This is a genomic window from Nonomuraea sp. NPDC050790 (assembly GCF_044456745.1).
Taxonomy (GTDB): domain Bacteria; phylum Actinomycetota; class Actinomycetes; order Streptosporangiales; family Streptosporangiaceae; genus Nonomuraea.
Window position 1 is genome coordinate 149,324 of record NZ_JBITGF010000007.1, and the last position, 14,701, is coordinate 164,024.

The following is a 14,701-nucleotide window of genomic DNA, read 5'->3' on the forward strand; positions in this document are numbered from 1 at the left end:
TTCGTTCTACGAAACGCTCTACCCAATCGAGACGAAGGACGGCGTGTGACGAGCGGACGGGTGACGATCGCCGACGTGGCCAGGCGGGCCGGGGTCTCCACGGCCGCCGTGTCCAAGGTGGTGCGCGGGGCCTACGGCGTGAGCGCGGAGATGCGGACCAAGGTGACGCGGGCCATCGACGAGCTGGGCTACCGCCCGCACGCCGCCGCCCGGGCCCTGCGCGGACGCACCTACACGCTCGGCGTCATGCTCTCCGACACCCGCAACCCGTTCTTCCCCGACATCATCGAAGGCGTCACCGGCCAGCTCGGCGACACCGAGTACCAGGTGCTGCTCGGACCCGGCGGCATCGAACCCAAGACCCAGGCCAGGATGATCGACGCCATGATCGACCGGAGCATGGACGGGCTCATCCTGATCTCGCCGGTCATGACCGACGCGGAACTCGCGGCCATCGCGGCGGCCACCCCGGTCGTCGTGGTGGGCAGGCACGGCGGCGCCGCGGCGTACGACGCGGTCGTGGACGACGACGTGATGGGGGCGGGGCTCGTGGTCGACCACCTGGTCGGGCTCGGGCACACCCGGATCGCGCACATCACCCACCTGGAGCGGGCCCGCGCCCAGGGGCTGCCGCACACGGTGCGCGCCGAAGGCTACCGCCAGGCGATGCGCGCCCATGGACTCGCCGACGACGTGCTGGCCACCTCCTTCACCGAGGAGGGGGGCTTCGAGGGGGCGCGGGAACTGCTGGCGCGCGCCGACCGTCCGACCGCGATCTTCGCCGGGGCGGACATCGCGGCGCTCGGCGTGCTGCGGGCGGCCGACGAGGCCGGCCTGTCGGTGCCCGAGGACCTGTCCGTGGTCGGGTACGACAACATCGGCATCGCCTCGCTCAAGCGCATCTCCCTGACCAGCGTGGACCAGGACGGACACGTGATCGGCGCCAGCGCGGCCCGCCTGCTGGTGGAACGCATAGAGGGCCGAACCCGCTCAGTGACGTCCTCGGTCTCCCCCACCTTGATCGTCCGCCAAACCACCGGCCCACCCCACCCCTAACCCCAGGGACCAACCTCACCCACCCACACCCACCCACACCCACACCCACACCCACACGCACGACCGCCACGCGTTGCGCGACCACACGCGCGACGCGTCGCACGACCGCGCACGTCGGACCGCTGACCACACACCCTCGGGCCGCACCGTCGCACACCGGAGGCGGCGGGCCGCACGCGCGACCGCGCCACCACCGCACGACGACCGCCCCCTGGACCGCCGCACAACTGCTCCCCCCGCGACCACTGCACAACCGCCCCGCGCGACGCCGCACGACCGCTCCCTCCGCGACCGATGCACAAGTCCCCGCGGCCGCATGACGACCGCCCCCGCCCGGCCGCATGACGACCGCTCCGCGTGAGCGCTGTAGGACCGGCCGCGCGTCCGCGAGCCACAGCCCATCAAGACCATCACCTTTCGCAGCGTCCTGGCCCGTCGGGGCTGGTGTGGTTGAAACGTTCTGGCCGTTGCGAGCCCTGAGTTAAAACGATTCAAGAGGAAGGACCCCCCACGTGAGACGACTCGCTCTCCTCGCCCTTCTCCTCCCGCTGGTCGCCCCAGCGCAACCGGCCGTCGCCCAGACAGCGGCCCTGTCCTGTCCGGTCAGGGTCGATCCGGCGGCGTTCGCCTCCGAGGCCCGGCTGAGCACGCTGGCCGAGCAGCAGGAGGCGTTCGGTCCCCGGCCGACCGGGTCCGCCGCGCATGCCGAGTACGTGGACTGGCTGGAGGAGGAGATGGGGGCCATTCCCGGGCTCCAGTTCTCCTCGCTGCCCTATGCCATCGACCGCTGGGACAGCCTCGGCACCGGTCTGACTGTCGGCGGCGCCTCGGTGCAGGTCGCGGCGCCGGTGCCGTTCTCCTTCTCCACCGGCGCGGGCGGGGTCACGGCGCCGCTCGTCCATCTGGCGGCGGGGACCAACATCACCGCGGCCAACGCCGCTGGGAAGATCGTGGTCAGGGACCTGCCGTGGACCAACGTGCCCAACCTGCTGTTCTATCCGCCGACGCTCGGCTACTCCATGTACGACCCCGGCCTCACGATCAACCTGCTCGGCTCCGAGTCGATGGAGGCCCCGGCCGCGGCCGACGCCGACCTCAAGGCGGCCGCCGCCGCGGGAGCCGTAGGCGTGATCGAGGTCAGCCAGCTCCCGCACGCCCAGATCCAGGGCATGTACGCGCCCTACGAGGGCCTGCCGTACGCCTTGCCCGGCGCTTATGTCGGCGCCGACCAGGGCAAGCAGATCAAGGACGCGCTGGCCGCCGGGCAGCAGGTCCAGGCCACGCTGACCGTGAACGCCGCCTGGACGCCGACCACCACCCGCACCCTGCTCGCGACGCTGCCCGGCGGCAGTGCCCAGAAGATCGTCGTGGAGAGCCACACCGACGGCATGAGCCCGGTGTGGGACAACGGCCCGCTCACCATGATCGAGATGGCCCGCTACCTGGCCTCGTTGCCGGTGGAGTGCCGTCCGCGCACCGTGCAGTTCGCCTTCGTGACGGGTCACCTCTACCAGCACCTGACCGGGCCGGACGTCCGCGAGGGCGGCGCGGGTCAGCTCGCGGCCCAGCTCGACGCCGAGTACGACCAGGGCGGGGTCTCCTCCGTCGTCGTCATCGAGCACCTCGGCGCCAAGCGCTACGACGCGGTCGCCCGCCCGAACGGCCTGCCCGGCAAGCAGCTCGTCGCCAGCCCCACCCTCACCGAACTGCTGCTGGTCCCGGTCAGCGAGAGCACGCCGCTGCGCGAGCTGGTCAAGGGCCACATCCAGTACTGGGACGTGCGGCGCACCGCCATCCTCAAGGGCCTGTCGGCGGCCGACCTCGCCACGGTTCCGCGTCACTGCAGCTTCGGTGGCGAGGGCACGCCGTACAACCAGCATCTGCTGCCCGTCATCTCGCCCATCGCCGCGCCGAAGACGCTGTTCTCGCCGCAGTTCGGCGCCGAGGCGATCGACCTGGGGATGATGCGCAAGGCGTCGCTCGCCTTCACCGACGTCGTGCTCGACCTCGGCCCGATGGCCCAGTCCGCCGTCGCGGGCGACGTCACCACCATGCGCCAGCAGCGTGCCTCCGGTACGCCCGGCTGCGCGTGAGCAAGAAGGGCGCGCATGAGCACACGAGGGGTGCCGCCCGGCCGTGAAGGAGCGGCGCGGGTGAGCATCGACAGGGAGGCGCTCGTGCGGCGGCACACCATTGCCGACGCCGGGTGCCCGCTCACCGTGGGCAACGGCGAGTTCGCCTTCACCGCCGACGCCACCGGCCTGCAGACGTTCGCGCCGCTCGGGACGCAGGCGCAGTGGGGCTGGCACACCATGCCCAATCCCAAGGGCCACGTGCTGGAGGACGCGTTCACCGACTACGACGGCGTCGGCTACCCGGACCTGTACCCGGCCACCGAGGCGGGCGGCTGGCTGCACGTCAACCCGCACCGCCTGCACCTCGGCCGGATCGGACTCGACGACACCGCCCCGCTCGGCCGTTCCCAGCAGACCCTCGACCTGTGGACCGGCCTGCTCTCCAGCTCCTTCGAGCTGGGCGGCCGGCCGTACGAGGTGGAGACGGTCTGTCATCCCGAGCGGGACCTGCTGGCCGTCCGCGTCGCGGGCAATTCAGGCATCAGGATCACCTTCCCGTACGCCAGCGACGGCTGGCACACCACCGCGGACTGGGACAGCCCCGACAAGCACACCACCACGCACCACCTGGACGGCTCCCGGTGCGACTTCACCCGCGTCCTGGACGACGACCGCCACCACGTGGCCGCCGCCTGGACGGGTAAGGCACGCTTCACCACCCCCGCCCCGCACGTCTACCTGATCCAGGGCGACGAGCTGGAGCTCGTCGTGGGGTTCGGCCGCGCCCCGCTCGGTGCTCTCCCTTCCTTCCACCAGGTCCGTACGGCTGCCGCCACCTACTGGAAACGCTTCTGGACCAGCGGCGGAGCGGTGAGCTTCGAAGGCAGCACCGACAGCAGGGCACCCGAGCTGGAACGCAGGGTGGTCCTGTCGCAATACCTGACGGCGGTCAACTGCGCAGGCTCCACCCCACCCCAGGAGACCGGCCTGGTGGTCAACTCCTGGAGCGGCAAGTTCCACCTGGAGATGCACTGGTGGCACGCGGCCCACTTCGCCCTGTGGGGCAGGCCGGAACTGCTGGAGCGCAGCCTGCCGTGGTACCGCTCGATCCTGCCGAGGGCGAGGGAGACGGCCGGGCGGCAGGGGTTGCGCGGCGCCCGCTGGCCCAAGCAGGTGGGGCCGGAGGGCAGGGAGAGCCCGAGCGAGATCGGCGCGTTCGTCGTCTGGCAGCAGCCGCACCTGATCTACCTCGCCGAGCTGCTCAGACGGGTCCGCCCGGGGGCGCTGGAGGAGTACCGGGACCTGGTGTTCGAGACGGCCGAGTTCATGGCCTCCTTCGCGGGCGGCGGGCACCTGGGGCCGCCGCTGGTCCCGGCGCAGGAGTCCTACTACGCGTCCAGGCGGTCGGTGCGCGATCCCACGTTCGAGCTGGCCTACTGGTGGTGGGGGCTGGAGACGGCCCAGCGGTGGCGCGGCCTGCTGGGCCTCGATCCCGACCCGGAGTGGGCGCGGGTGCGGGACGGTCTGCCCCGGCCGCCGGTGCGTGACGGGGTGTACGCGGCGATCGCGGCGGAGCCGTACACGATCAGGACGGATCATCCGTCGATGACCGGCGCGCTAGGGTTCGTGCCGCCCACGCCGCTCATCGACCCCGAGATCATGCGGGCCACCCTGCACGACGTGCTCGCCGACTGGGACCTGGAGAGCACCTGGGGCTGGGACTATCCGATGCTGGCCATGTGCGCGGCCAGGCTGGGCGAGCCGGGCACCGCCGTGGACGCGCTGATGATGGACGCCGGGAAGAACACCTACCTGGCGAGCGGCCACAACCCCCAGTGGCCGGACCTGCTGCCCGTCTACCTGCCGGGCAACGGCGGCCTGCTGGCCGCGGTCGCGCACATGGCGGCGACGGGGTGCTTCCCCGACGGCTGGCGGGTGCGGGCGGAGGGGGTGGTCACGATGCCGTGAGCAGGGTGACCGCGTAGTGGTGGAGGTCGCCGGCCGAGGAGGTCAGGGTGGCGGCGCGGCCCGCGCGCACCTCCGCGGCGATGAACTCGGTGGCCCCGTAGACGATCAGGCGGGGCACCGCGGCACGCGGCGGCGGCAGCGCGGGATCCTCCTGCCTGGCCCGCGCGGCCAGCGCCTCCAGCATGTCGAGGAAGGGCCGGTAGGCGGCGTCCCGCTGCCGGACGGCCCGCTCGCCCGCCCTCGGCAACTCCACGAAGTACGCCTGCGCGTACTCCGGGCGTTCCTGCCACCAGCCCAGATAGGCGGACATCCCCAGCCGGAGCGCCTCCCTCCAGTCGTCGCCCGCCTCGGCCGCGGCGGCGTGGATCGAGCCGATCATCTCGGGCAGGTCGCGCTCGCACCCGGCGAGGAAGCACGCCTCCTTGTCGGCGAACTGGGCGTAGAAGGCGTTGCGCGAGACCCGCGCGGCGGCGATCACGTCCGGCACGCTCGTGGCGGTGTATCCGCGCTGCGCCACGAGCCTCACCATGGCCTCGACCAGGCGTTCTCGCTGAGAGCTGCGCACCGTGTCGGGGGAGAGGCCGTGCCGTCCCCTGGGGAGCGGCTGCGGCTGTTCATGTCTTGACATCGCTCACCGATCGTACTTCCCTCTCCTTTGGAGACGTTCACGTCTTCAAATAACCAGCGGAGTGACCATGGAGAACTTCACCCGTCGGCAGGCGTTACTGGCAGGGGCACTCGGCCTCGTGCCGACCGGATTCCTGGCGGCGACGACCATCGAGACGACCTACAAGGCGACGGGCCCGTGGCCGGTCGCCACCGGTACCTCTGGCGGTCACCGGCTCTACCACCCCCAGAACCTCGGTTCCGGCGGCGCGACCCACCCGATCGTCACGTGGGGCAACGGATCCTGGGCCACCCCCGACAACTACCCGGGACTCCTCAACCACCTCGCCTCGTGGGGCTTCGCGGTGGTCGCGTCCACCGACACGACCACGGGCACCGGCGCCGAGATCCTCGCCGCCGCCCAGCACCTCGTCGGACTCAACACCGACCCGGCCAGCGTCTTCCACGGCAAGCTGGACACCACCCAGGTGGCCGCCGTCGGCCACTCCCAGGGCGCGGGCGGATCCATCAACGCGGCCAACGACTCCGCCGGGCTGATCAAGACCGTCGTGCCGATCGCCGTGCCCGCGCAGTGGATGGCCAGTCCGGGAGACGAGTTCTCCGTCGCCGACCTGACCTGCCCCGTGCTCTTCCTCAGCGGCGCGAACGACTGGCTGATCTCCTCGGCCGCCACCGTCCAGGGCTACTACGACCAGGCCACCGCGGGCGCGGGCAGGGCGCTGCTCAAGAACGCCGGACACAACGACATCCAGAACGGCGGCGGCGGCTTCCTCGGCTACGTGACCGCCTGGCTCAGGTACCGCCTCCAGGCCGATCCCCAGGCCCGCGGGGCGTTCGCCGGCGGCGCCCCCGAGCTCCCGACCAACTCCGCCTGGCAGAACCAGGCGCTCAAGAACCTCACCTAGGAGAACCACGATGGCGGATCTCACGCGGCGTGGGCTGCTCGCCGCCGGCGCGCTCACTCTGCTCGCCGGCTGCGGCGAGGACCGGCCCGCCCAGCAGGCCGCGAACGGCAGGCCGCAGGGCACGGTCAACGTCTGGCTGCACGGCTCGCAGGACACCGGCCGCCAGTTCCAGGAGCTGGTGCACCGCTACATGGCCGACTTCCAGGTCGACGTGAGGCTGCTCTACCTGCCCGTGGGCCAGCTCGACGCCAAGCTGCTGACCGCCTTCAGCGGCGGCGCCCCGCCCGACGTCTTCAAGATCGGCCACTGGAGCTTCCCCGCGCACGCCAAGAAGAACCGGCTCGCCCCCGTCGACACCAAGGCGCTCTCCCCGCAGAACTACGAACCGGGCACGACCGCCCCGCTCACCTACCAGGGCGTGACCTACGGCGTGCCCATCGACTTCAACCCCTGCCTGCTCTACTACCGCAAGGACCGCTTCGAGCAGGCCGGACTCGACCCGGACAAACCCCCGTCGACCTGGGAGGAGATCGCCGAGCACAGCGGAAAGCTCACCTCGGCCGACGGCCGGCGGGTCGGCCTGCAGTGGCTCTACGGCGACGCCCAGTGGGCCCTGATGATGCTGACCGCGCTCATCAAGGGCCAGGGCGCCGAGTTCCCGTCGCTCGCCACCGAACAGGGCATCAAGGCCCTGACGTACATGAAGGGCATCGGCAACCCCAAGCTCTCCAACCCGCTGGGCGCGCTCGGCCTGTTCTACTCCGGCGAGGCCGCCATGGTCGTCAGCGGCGCCTTCCTCGGCCCCGCGCTGGAGAAGCTGGGCAAGGACAAACTCACCTTCGGCAAGCAGTACGGCGTCGCCCCCATGCCCACCTGGTCCGGCGGCCAGTCCGTGGTCCCGGCCTACACCTGGGGCTGGGGCGTGGCCAAGGACTCGCCCAACCAGTTCACCGCCTGGCACCTCGTCAACTACCTCCAGGGCGCCCCGGCCGTGACCGCCAACCTCGACAACGGCATCATCATCCCCGCCAAGGGCTGGCGCGAGGCGGGGCCGCGCGGCAAGTCCGAGATCATGAAGATCGTCGCCGACAGCCTCCCGCGCGTCGACTTCGGCCCGATCATCCCCGGCACGCTCGAACTGGCCAAGGCCGCGGCCGGAGCCGTCGACTCCGTCGCCCACGGCAAGGCCACGCCCGCCCAGGCCGCGGCGACCTTCGACGCCACCGTGCGAACGATTCAGTGAGCGCTCGCCCCCAGGCCACGGCGGGTGTGACGCTCACGCTCCCGGTGGCCGTCTTCTTCGTCGTGTTCTGGCTCGTCCCGTTCCTGGCCGCCATCTACCTCAGCTTCACCGACTACGAGATGGCGGGCACGCCCAACTGGATCGGCCTCGCCAACTACGAGCGCATGTTCGCCGACCCCGGCTTCCTCAACTCGGCGTGGATCACCGTCGTCTACACGGTCTGCACGGTCGTCCCGACGATCGTGCTGGCCCTGCTGGTGGCCGTGCCGCTGAGCAGGCCGGGACGGCTGAACCGGTGGCTCAGGGCGCTGGTCATGATCCCGGCCGTGATGCCGCTGGCCGCCACGTCCATGGTCTGGGTGATCATCTACTCCGACCGGGGCCTGGCCAACACCCTCCTCGGCGTGGCCGGGATCGGCCCGCAGTCCTGGCTGACCAGCTCCGACCTGGCCATCTGGGCTCTGGTCGTGATGGTGGTCTGGAAGAGCACGGGACTGTTCGTGATCATCCTGACCGCCGGGCTGCAGGCGCTGCCCGGCGAGGTGTACGAGGCGGCCGCCATCGACGGCTCGGGCGCGGTGACCACGTTCACCAGGATCACGATCCCGCTCCTGCGCAGGACCCTGCTGTTCGTGCTGGTCATCTCGGTGGCCGGGTCGATGCAGGCGTTCGTGCCCGCGTTCCTGCTGACCGGCGGCGGACCGGCCGACGCCACCCAGGTCCTGCCGTACTACATCTGGGCCAACGCCTTCCCCTACGAGCACATGGGCTACGCCGCCGCGATGGGCATGGTGCTGCTCGTCGCCATGGTGGTCGTCTCGGCGCTGCAGTTCAGGTTCCTGAAGGGCGGCGACGCATGAGCGTTCTCGAAGGGCGGCGACGCATGAGCGTTCTCGAAGGGCGGCGACGCATGAGCGTTCTTGAGGGGAGACGACGCATGAGCGCTCCCGACGGCAGGCGACGCGTCAACGGGCCGCTTCCCCTTCGCAGGCGGGGCGCGAGCGTGCTGCGCGCCGTCTGGCTGGTCGGAGCGGTCGGGTTCATGCTGCTGCCGGTCTACGCCATGCTCGTCGTCGCCTCGGCGCCCGACGACACCGACCTGCGCGGGCTGGTCTTCAACGGCTTCCACCTGCCGGAGAACCTCGGGACGCTGTTCGGAGAGGGCAACCTGCCCACCTACCTGCGCAACAGCCTCATCCTGTGCGTCGGCACCGGCGTCCTGGACGTGATCTTCTCGGCCGCCGCCGGGTACGCCATGGCGCAGTTGTCCTTCCCCGGCCGCCGCGCACTGTTCGCGCTGGTCGTCGGCACGCTCGCGCTCACCCCGATGGTCCTGGTCATCCCCGTCTTCCTCATCGTGAAGGAGCTGGGCTGGGTCAACACCTTCCAGGGCATGATCGTGCCCGGCATGATCAGCGCGTTCGGCGTCTTCCTGGTGCGGCAGTTCGCCCTCGGCATCCCGAAGGAGCTGCTGCTGGCCGCGCGGGTCGACGGCGCGGGGGAGTTCCGCATCTTCGCCCGCATCGCGGTGCCGCTGCTCAAGCCCGCGCTGATCACCCTGTTCCTCGTGCACTTCCTGGCGCAGTGGGACAACCTGCTGTGGCCGCTCATCGTGGCCAACGAGCAGGACCTGTGGCCGCTGCCGGTGGGGCTGGCCAACTTCCAGAGCGAGGTCGGCTTCAACTACCACCTGACCACCACCGCGGCACTGGTCACCGCGGTCCCGCCGTTCATCCTGATGGTGACGCTGCAGCGTTACTACGTGGCGGGGCTCACCTTCGGAGGACTGAAACGATGATCCCGGACACCCGGCGGATGATGGAGTGGATCGAGACGGTCACCTCGCGGGGCATCAGGCGCCCCGGTTACCCGGCCGACGACTGGACCGCCGCGTGGGCGTGCGAACGTTTCAACGAGTTCGGTCTCCATGACGTACGGCTGGCGCCGGTCGAGCTGCCCGTCTGGCGGCCGGTGACGGCCTCCCTGGAGGTGCGCCTGGACGCCGATCCGGCCAGGGTCGTGCGGGTGGCGGCGTCGGCTCTGCCGTACACCAGAGCGAAGGCGAGCGTGCGCGCGCCGGTGAGCCGCGAGGTCGTGCCGGGCGCGATCGTGGTGCCCGAGTACACCTTCACCGAGCTGCCGCAGTCCTACGTCAGGGACGTGGCGACGGCCGTGCACGACCCCGAGGACGTCTTCGGCGAGCTGGTCCAGACGCTGCCGTTCCAGCTCGACTACCTCGACGTCATCCAGGGCGTCATGGACGGCGGCGCCGCCGCCTTCGCCGGGGCGCTGACCGGGGTGCCGTGGGAGACCCGCGACTACTACGTCCCCTACGACGCCGTGCACCGCGACCTGCCCGCCGTCTGGCTGTCCGGCGGCGACGCGCGGCGGGTGCTCGCCCTGGTCGACGAGGGTCCCTGCACGGGCACGCTCACCGTCGAGGCGGAGACGGGCCCGGCCGTCTCGCACAACGTGATCGGCACGCTCCCCGGCCGCTCCGGCCGGTGGGTGATCATCGGCTCGCACCACGACGCGCCCTGGGCCTCGGCGGTCGAGGACGCCTCGGGGATCGCGCTGGTGCTGGCCGCCGCCCAGTACTGGGCGGGCGTGCCCGAGCGGGACCGGCCGCACAACCTGATCTTCCTGCTCACCGCCGGCCACATGGCGCACGCGGCGGGCACCCGGGCCTTCATCGAGACCCACCGCCACCTGCTGGCCGACGTCGTGCTCCAGCTCCACCTGGAGCACGCCGCCCGCCGGTGCGTGGTCGTGGACGGCGAGCTGGTGCCTACCGGCGACCCGGAGCCCGGCTGGTGGTTCACCACCAGGAAGCCGGAGCTGGAGAAACTGGTGGCGGAGGCCCTCGTCGCGGAGGACCTGAGGCGCTCGTTCGTGCTGCCGCCCGACGTCTTCTCCCCGATGCCGCCCACCGACGGGGCCTTCTTCCACCCGGAGGGGGTGCCGCTCGTGCACTTCCTGTCGGCGCCCATGTACCTGTTCGACTCGGCCGACACCCTCGACAAGGTGCACGAGCCGAGCCTGGAGCCGCTCACCCGGGCGGCGATCCGCATCGTCGAGGGGACGGCCGGATGGTGACCGTGCGCACGACCGCCGGGACGGTCCGGGGCAGGACCGAGGAGAGGGTGCTCGCCTTCCTCGGCGTGCCGTACGCCGCCCCGCCCTTCGGCGAGCACCGCTTCCGCGCGCCCGTCCCGCCGCCCGCGTGGCACGGCGTGCGGCCCGCACTCGCCCACGGCCCCGCCGCCCCGCAGGCGGCGGGAGAGGACATCGGCCTGTACGCGCCCGACGTCTTCGAGACCGGCGAGGACTGCCTCAACCTCGACGTGCGCACCCCGTCGATCGGCCGGGCGGGGCTGCCGGTGATCGTCTGGTTCCACGGCGGCGCGTTCTCCATCGGCGGCAACGGGGCGGCCTGGCACCAGGGCCACCGCTTCGCCCGCGACGGCGTGGTCTGCGTGGCGGTCAACTACCGGCTCGGCTTCGAGGGCTTTCTCGCGCTGGAGGACGCCCCGCTCAACCGGGGTGTCCTCGACTGGCTGGCCGCGCTGGAATGGGTACGCGACAACATCGCGGCCTTCGGCGGCGACCCGGACCAGGTGACGATCGCCGGACAGTCGGCGGGCGGCGCCGCGGTCGCCACGCTGATGACGATGCCCCGCGCGGAGGGGCTGTTCCGGCGCGCGATCGTGATGAGCGGCTCGGCCACCCTGGTCGCCACCGAGCAGGAGGCACGCGACCACGCCAAGACGCTCGCCACCCGGCTGGGCGTCGCCCCGACCAGGTCCGCCTTCGCCCGGCTCACCCCTTCCCAGCTCGTCGCCGAGCAGCCGGCGCCGCTGACCGGCGACTCCGGCGGGCTGAACGCGTCGGTGCCGGTCAAGCCGGTGGTCGACGGCGACCTGGTCCCGGCCGTCCCGCTGACCGCGCTGCCCCGTGACGTTCCGTTGCTCGTGGGCTGCACCTCGCAGGAGGCCGACGTGTTCGTCCGGAGCATGGCCGCCGGAGTGGACTCGGACTCCGCGCGGGCCCTGCTCGACCACCTCGGCCTCCAGCCCGGCGAACCCGGCGGCACGCCCGCCGAACAGGTCGGACGTGCCTTCACCGAGCACCTGTTCACCCGCGAGACACGCTGGATCCGCGAGGCCAGGCCCGCCTACGGCTACGAGTTCCGCTGGGAGTCGCCGGTCGAGAGCCCGGCCGGAGGCGGACGCGTGGGCGCGGTCCACAACCTCGACCTGCCCTTCGTCTTCGACGTGCTCGACGCGCCGGGCGTCGAGCGCACCGCCGGCCCCGGCGCGCCGCAGGCGCTGGCCGACGCGATGCACGCCGCCTGGGTCCGTTTCATCCGCACCGGCGATCCCGGCTGGCCGCTCGGGCACACCATGATCTTCGATGGTCAGAGGGTGTAGGTGCGGGTGATCGCGATGAGGTCGCCGTCCTCGCGGGTGGCGGCGACCAGGTCCGGCGGGCGCGGGGTGAAGCCGGGCACCGCGGCCAGGCCGTCGGTCTCGCCGATCGCGGTGAGGCGGATCTGTCCCTTGGCGCGGGTCTTGATCGTGATCTGGGCGCCGTCGGCGGGGATGCCGCGGAAGCGGATCTCGCCCGGCCAGGTGTTGACCCGGGTGCCCGCGACCTGCACCATCGCCTTCCCCGTCCCGGCCACCGACGCCGTCACCTCCGCGATCGGCTGGTCGAGGCGCAGCGTCACCGAGCGGGCGCCCCGCCCGGCGCTCACGCGCAGCCTGACCGTGTCCTCCTGCCGGGCGAGCACGGTGACCCTCGGGCCGTCGGCCCTGACCGGGGGAGCGGCGCCGGTCCACAGCTCGCCCCGCGCGTACCCCTGGGGCAGGGTCGTGACGTCGCGGCCGGACACGTACCGCCTGGTCCACTCGCCCGGCTCGGCGTCGGCGCTGACCCACCGGGCCTGGCGGGTCTCGGCGTCCATGACGTACGCCAGGTGGGTGCGCCGAGGATGACCGGCGTCGAACCCGTCCGACGCCAGCCCCACGCCGGTCATCACCACCGCCAGCGCCGCGGCGGTGAGCGGCACGGCCACCAGCATGCGGCGCGGCCCTCGGCCCGGCTCGGGCAGGAACAACTCCACGACCGGCAGCGCCGTCAGCCCGAACAACGCCAGCACGAGCCCCGCGGCGCCGCCGAGCGCGAGCCCCATCCCGTCGAAGGCGTTCCTGGCCAGGGCGGGCAGCAGCATCGCGGACACCGCCGTGCCCAGCGTGATCACGGCCACCCGCCCCCACGCGGCCACCCTCCTCTCCGCGGCCACCCGCCCCTCCGCGGGCACCTGTCCCTCCGCGGCCACGCGTCCCTCCGCGGCCACCCGTCCCCGCGCGGGCAGCAGGAGCGCGGCCAGGCCGCCGAGTGCGCAGAACAGCGCGGGCAGCGCGAACACGTACGACGCACCGGGCGCGACCTGGGCGCACAAAACGCCGAGCCCGGCCGGCCACACCAGCGCCCCGATGGCCAGCGCCGCCGGGCCGAGCCTGCGCCGCAGCGGCAGGTACCAGCTCAGCAGCGCCAGGCCGGAAAGAGCCACGACGGCCGCCTGGAACCCCTGCGGGCGGTGCAGCAGCCCGCCCATCCCGTCGTACTCGGGCCGCAGGGCCACCAGCAGTTCCCACAGCCCCTGCGCCAGCACCACCGACACCACCAGCGGCACCACAGCCGACGCGGCCCCCGCGAGCAGCCGGGGAACCGTGGCCAGCCCCCTGCGGCGGGCGAGCACCGCCAGCCCCGCCACCAGCACGACGGCCAGCACCGCCAGCGGCCAGACCAGGCCGCCCGGGTAGGTGACCATGGTCCCGAGGAGCCTGAAGTAGGTGACGTCGTGGTCGGAGGCCAGCGCGGGCAGGTCGGCGTCGCCGAGGGCGCGGGTGAGCGCCAGCATGTTCTCGCCGTGGTGCTGCAGGCTGCCGCGGTCGAGGTTCGCGATGGAGTCCGAGGCGGTGTGGTAGAGCGAGGAACGCTCGATGTAGGCGAAGTTCAGGCCGGTGAACCCGGCCGCGGTCAGTGGTGTGAAGTCGGTGTTGTTCGGCAGCAGCCGGTACAGCTCGCCCATGGAGGAGTCGCCGCGCGGACGCGGCACGCCGTTCACGAACGCCTCGATCAACCCCGCGTTGTCGCGCGAGGTCTGGAACATCAGCGAGGGCCCGGCGACCCCGCGGGCCTCCCAGTTGAGCAGCACGCCGCCCGCGCGCCCCCGCGGATGCTCGCGGACGAACGCCTCGGCGCCCAGCACACCGTCCTCCTCGCCGTCCGACATCAGCAGGACCACGTCGTTACGCGGCCCGCCGCCGCCACCGGCCCGCAGCGCCCGTACGGTCTCCACCATCGCCGCGACCGCCGCTCCGTCGTCGGAGGCGCCGGGACCCATGGCGGCCGAGTCGTAGTGCGCGGCGATCAGCACAGTGCCGGTGGGGTCGGTGCCGGGCAGGGTGGCCACGATGTTGTCCACCTGGCCGAACGTCGCCAGCCCCGTCGACGACCACGCCCCCACGGAACGCTGGACCTCGACCTCGAGCCCCGCCGCCCGCAGTTGCCCCGCGAGGTAGTCCTTGGCCCGCTCACCGGCGGCGCTGCCGATGGGACGCGGCTCGGTGGCGAACCTCTCCAGATGGGCCAGCGCCCGTGCGGCGCTGAACTCCCCGCCCGGGGCGGAGGCGGGACGTGGCTGCGCCGTGCTGTCCGTCATCGCGGTCAACATGATCAGCGCGGCCAGCGCGAGCAGCGCCGCCGTCGCGGCGAGCAGGCGGTGGGGGAGGTTTCTCGTCATGACCAGGCACGCTAGG

11 protein-coding genes are annotated in these 14,701 nt (G+C 72.2%); 9 read left to right on the plus strand and 2 right to left on the minus strand.

What is annotated here, in order from left to right:
* The first annotated feature begins 45 nt into the window (after positions 1 to 45).
* From ACIBEJ_RS33385 to ACIBEJ_RS33395, 3 genes are all read left to right on the plus strand, one after another.
* Entirely contained in the window at positions 46 to 1,056 is a 1,011-nt protein-coding gene (locus ACIBEJ_RS33385) for a LacI family DNA-binding transcriptional regulator (protein ID WP_397186865.1), read from the plus strand.
* Between the two features lie 512 nt (positions 1,057 to 1,568).
* Positions 1,569 to 3,149, plus strand: coding sequence for a hypothetical protein (locus ACIBEJ_RS33390; RefSeq protein ID WP_397186866.1), 1,581 nt, complete (start codon positions 1,569 to 1,571; stop codon positions 3,147 to 3,149).
* 60 nt (positions 3,150 to 3,209) lie between these two features.
* Complete coding sequence (locus ACIBEJ_RS33395) at positions 3,210 to 5,099, plus strand: hypothetical protein (protein WP_397186867.1); 1,890 nt, start codon at positions 3,210 to 3,212, stop codon at positions 5,097 to 5,099.
* Here ACIBEJ_RS33395 and ACIBEJ_RS33400 read toward each other — a convergent pair.
* On the minus strand, positions 5,086 to 5,727 hold the full coding sequence (locus tag ACIBEJ_RS33400; protein WP_397186868.1) for a TetR/AcrR family transcriptional regulator: 642 nt from the start codon (positions 5,725 to 5,727) through the stop codon (positions 5,086 to 5,088). The two genes, ACIBEJ_RS33395 and ACIBEJ_RS33400, sit on opposite strands and share 14 nt — an antisense overlap.
* 67 nt (positions 5,728 to 5,794) lie before the next feature.
* On the opposite strand from ACIBEJ_RS33400, the gene ACIBEJ_RS33405 reads away from it, so the two are divergent.
* From ACIBEJ_RS33405 to ACIBEJ_RS33430, 6 genes are all read left to right on the plus strand, one after another.
* The gene (locus tag ACIBEJ_RS33405; protein ID WP_397186869.1) at positions 5,795 to 6,631 is read left to right on the plus strand and encodes an alpha/beta hydrolase; all 837 of its coding nucleotides are present in this window, start codon (positions 5,795 to 5,797) and stop codon (positions 6,629 to 6,631) included.
* Positions 6,632 to 6,641: 10 nt separating this feature from the next.
* Complete coding sequence (locus ACIBEJ_RS33410; RefSeq protein ID WP_397186870.1) at positions 6,642 to 7,874, plus strand: extracellular solute-binding protein; 1,233 nt, start codon at positions 6,642 to 6,644, stop codon at positions 7,872 to 7,874.
* Positions 7,871 to 8,734, plus strand: a complete 864-nt coding sequence (locus ACIBEJ_RS33415; protein ID WP_397186871.1) for a carbohydrate ABC transporter permease — start codon at positions 7,871 to 7,873, stop codon at positions 8,732 to 8,734. The genes ACIBEJ_RS33410 and ACIBEJ_RS33415 overlap by 4 nt, the downstream gene beginning before the upstream one ends.
* A gap of 77 nt (positions 8,735 to 8,811) precedes the next feature.
* Positions 8,812 to 9,672 carry a carbohydrate ABC transporter permease gene (locus tag ACIBEJ_RS33420; protein ID WP_397186872.1) on the plus strand — a complete coding sequence of 287 codons (861 nt, stop codon included), beginning with the start codon at positions 8,812 to 8,814 and terminating at the stop codon, positions 9,670 to 9,672.
* Positions 9,669 to 10,970: a M28 family metallopeptidase gene (locus ACIBEJ_RS33425; RefSeq protein WP_397186873.1), complete on the plus strand. Its 1,302-nt coding sequence runs from the start codon at positions 9,669 to 9,671 to the stop codon at positions 10,968 to 10,970. Before ACIBEJ_RS33420 ends, ACIBEJ_RS33425 begins: the two co-directional genes overlap by 4 nt.
* Complete coding sequence (locus ACIBEJ_RS33430) at positions 10,964 to 12,304, plus strand: carboxylesterase/lipase family protein (RefSeq protein ID WP_397186874.1); 1,341 nt, start codon at positions 10,964 to 10,966, stop codon at positions 12,302 to 12,304. The genes ACIBEJ_RS33425 and ACIBEJ_RS33430 overlap by 7 nt, the downstream gene beginning before the upstream one ends.
* On the opposite strand, the gene ACIBEJ_RS33435 is transcribed toward ACIBEJ_RS33430, so the two are convergent.
* Positions 12,292 to 14,685, minus strand: a complete 2,394-nt coding sequence (locus ACIBEJ_RS33435; RefSeq protein WP_397186875.1) for a M28 family peptidase — start codon at positions 14,683 to 14,685, stop codon at positions 12,292 to 12,294. The genes ACIBEJ_RS33430 and ACIBEJ_RS33435 overlap by 13 nt on opposite strands.
* Positions 14,686 to 14,701: the final 16 nt, after the last annotated feature.

Excerpts from the sequence above, each read along its gene's own strand:
- ACIBEJ_RS33410 (WP_397186870.1), top strand. The coding sequence starts at position 6,642 with ATGGCGGATCTCACGCGGCGTGGGCTGCTCGCCGCCGGCGCGCTCACT.
- ACIBEJ_RS33435 (WP_397186875.1), bottom strand. The coding sequence starts at position 14,685 with ATGACGAGAAACCTCCCCCACCGCCTGCTCGCCGCGACGGCGGCGCTG.
- ACIBEJ_RS33405 (WP_397186869.1), top strand. The coding sequence starts at position 5,795 with ATGGAGAACTTCACCCGTCGGCAGGCGTTACTGGCAGGGGCACTCGGC.
- ACIBEJ_RS33420 (WP_397186872.1), top strand. The coding sequence starts at position 8,812 with ATGAGCGCTCCCGACGGCAGGCGACGCGTCAACGGGCCGCTTCCCCTT.
- ACIBEJ_RS33400 (WP_397186868.1), bottom strand. The coding sequence starts at position 5,727 with ATGTCAAGACATGAACAGCCGCAGCCGCTCCCCAGGGGACGGCACGGC.
- ACIBEJ_RS33425 (WP_397186873.1), top strand. The coding sequence starts at position 9,669 with ATGATCCCGGACACCCGGCGGATGATGGAGTGGATCGAGACGGTCACC.
- ACIBEJ_RS33430 (WP_397186874.1), top strand. The coding sequence starts at position 10,964 with ATGGTGACCGTGCGCACGACCGCCGGGACGGTCCGGGGCAGGACCGAG.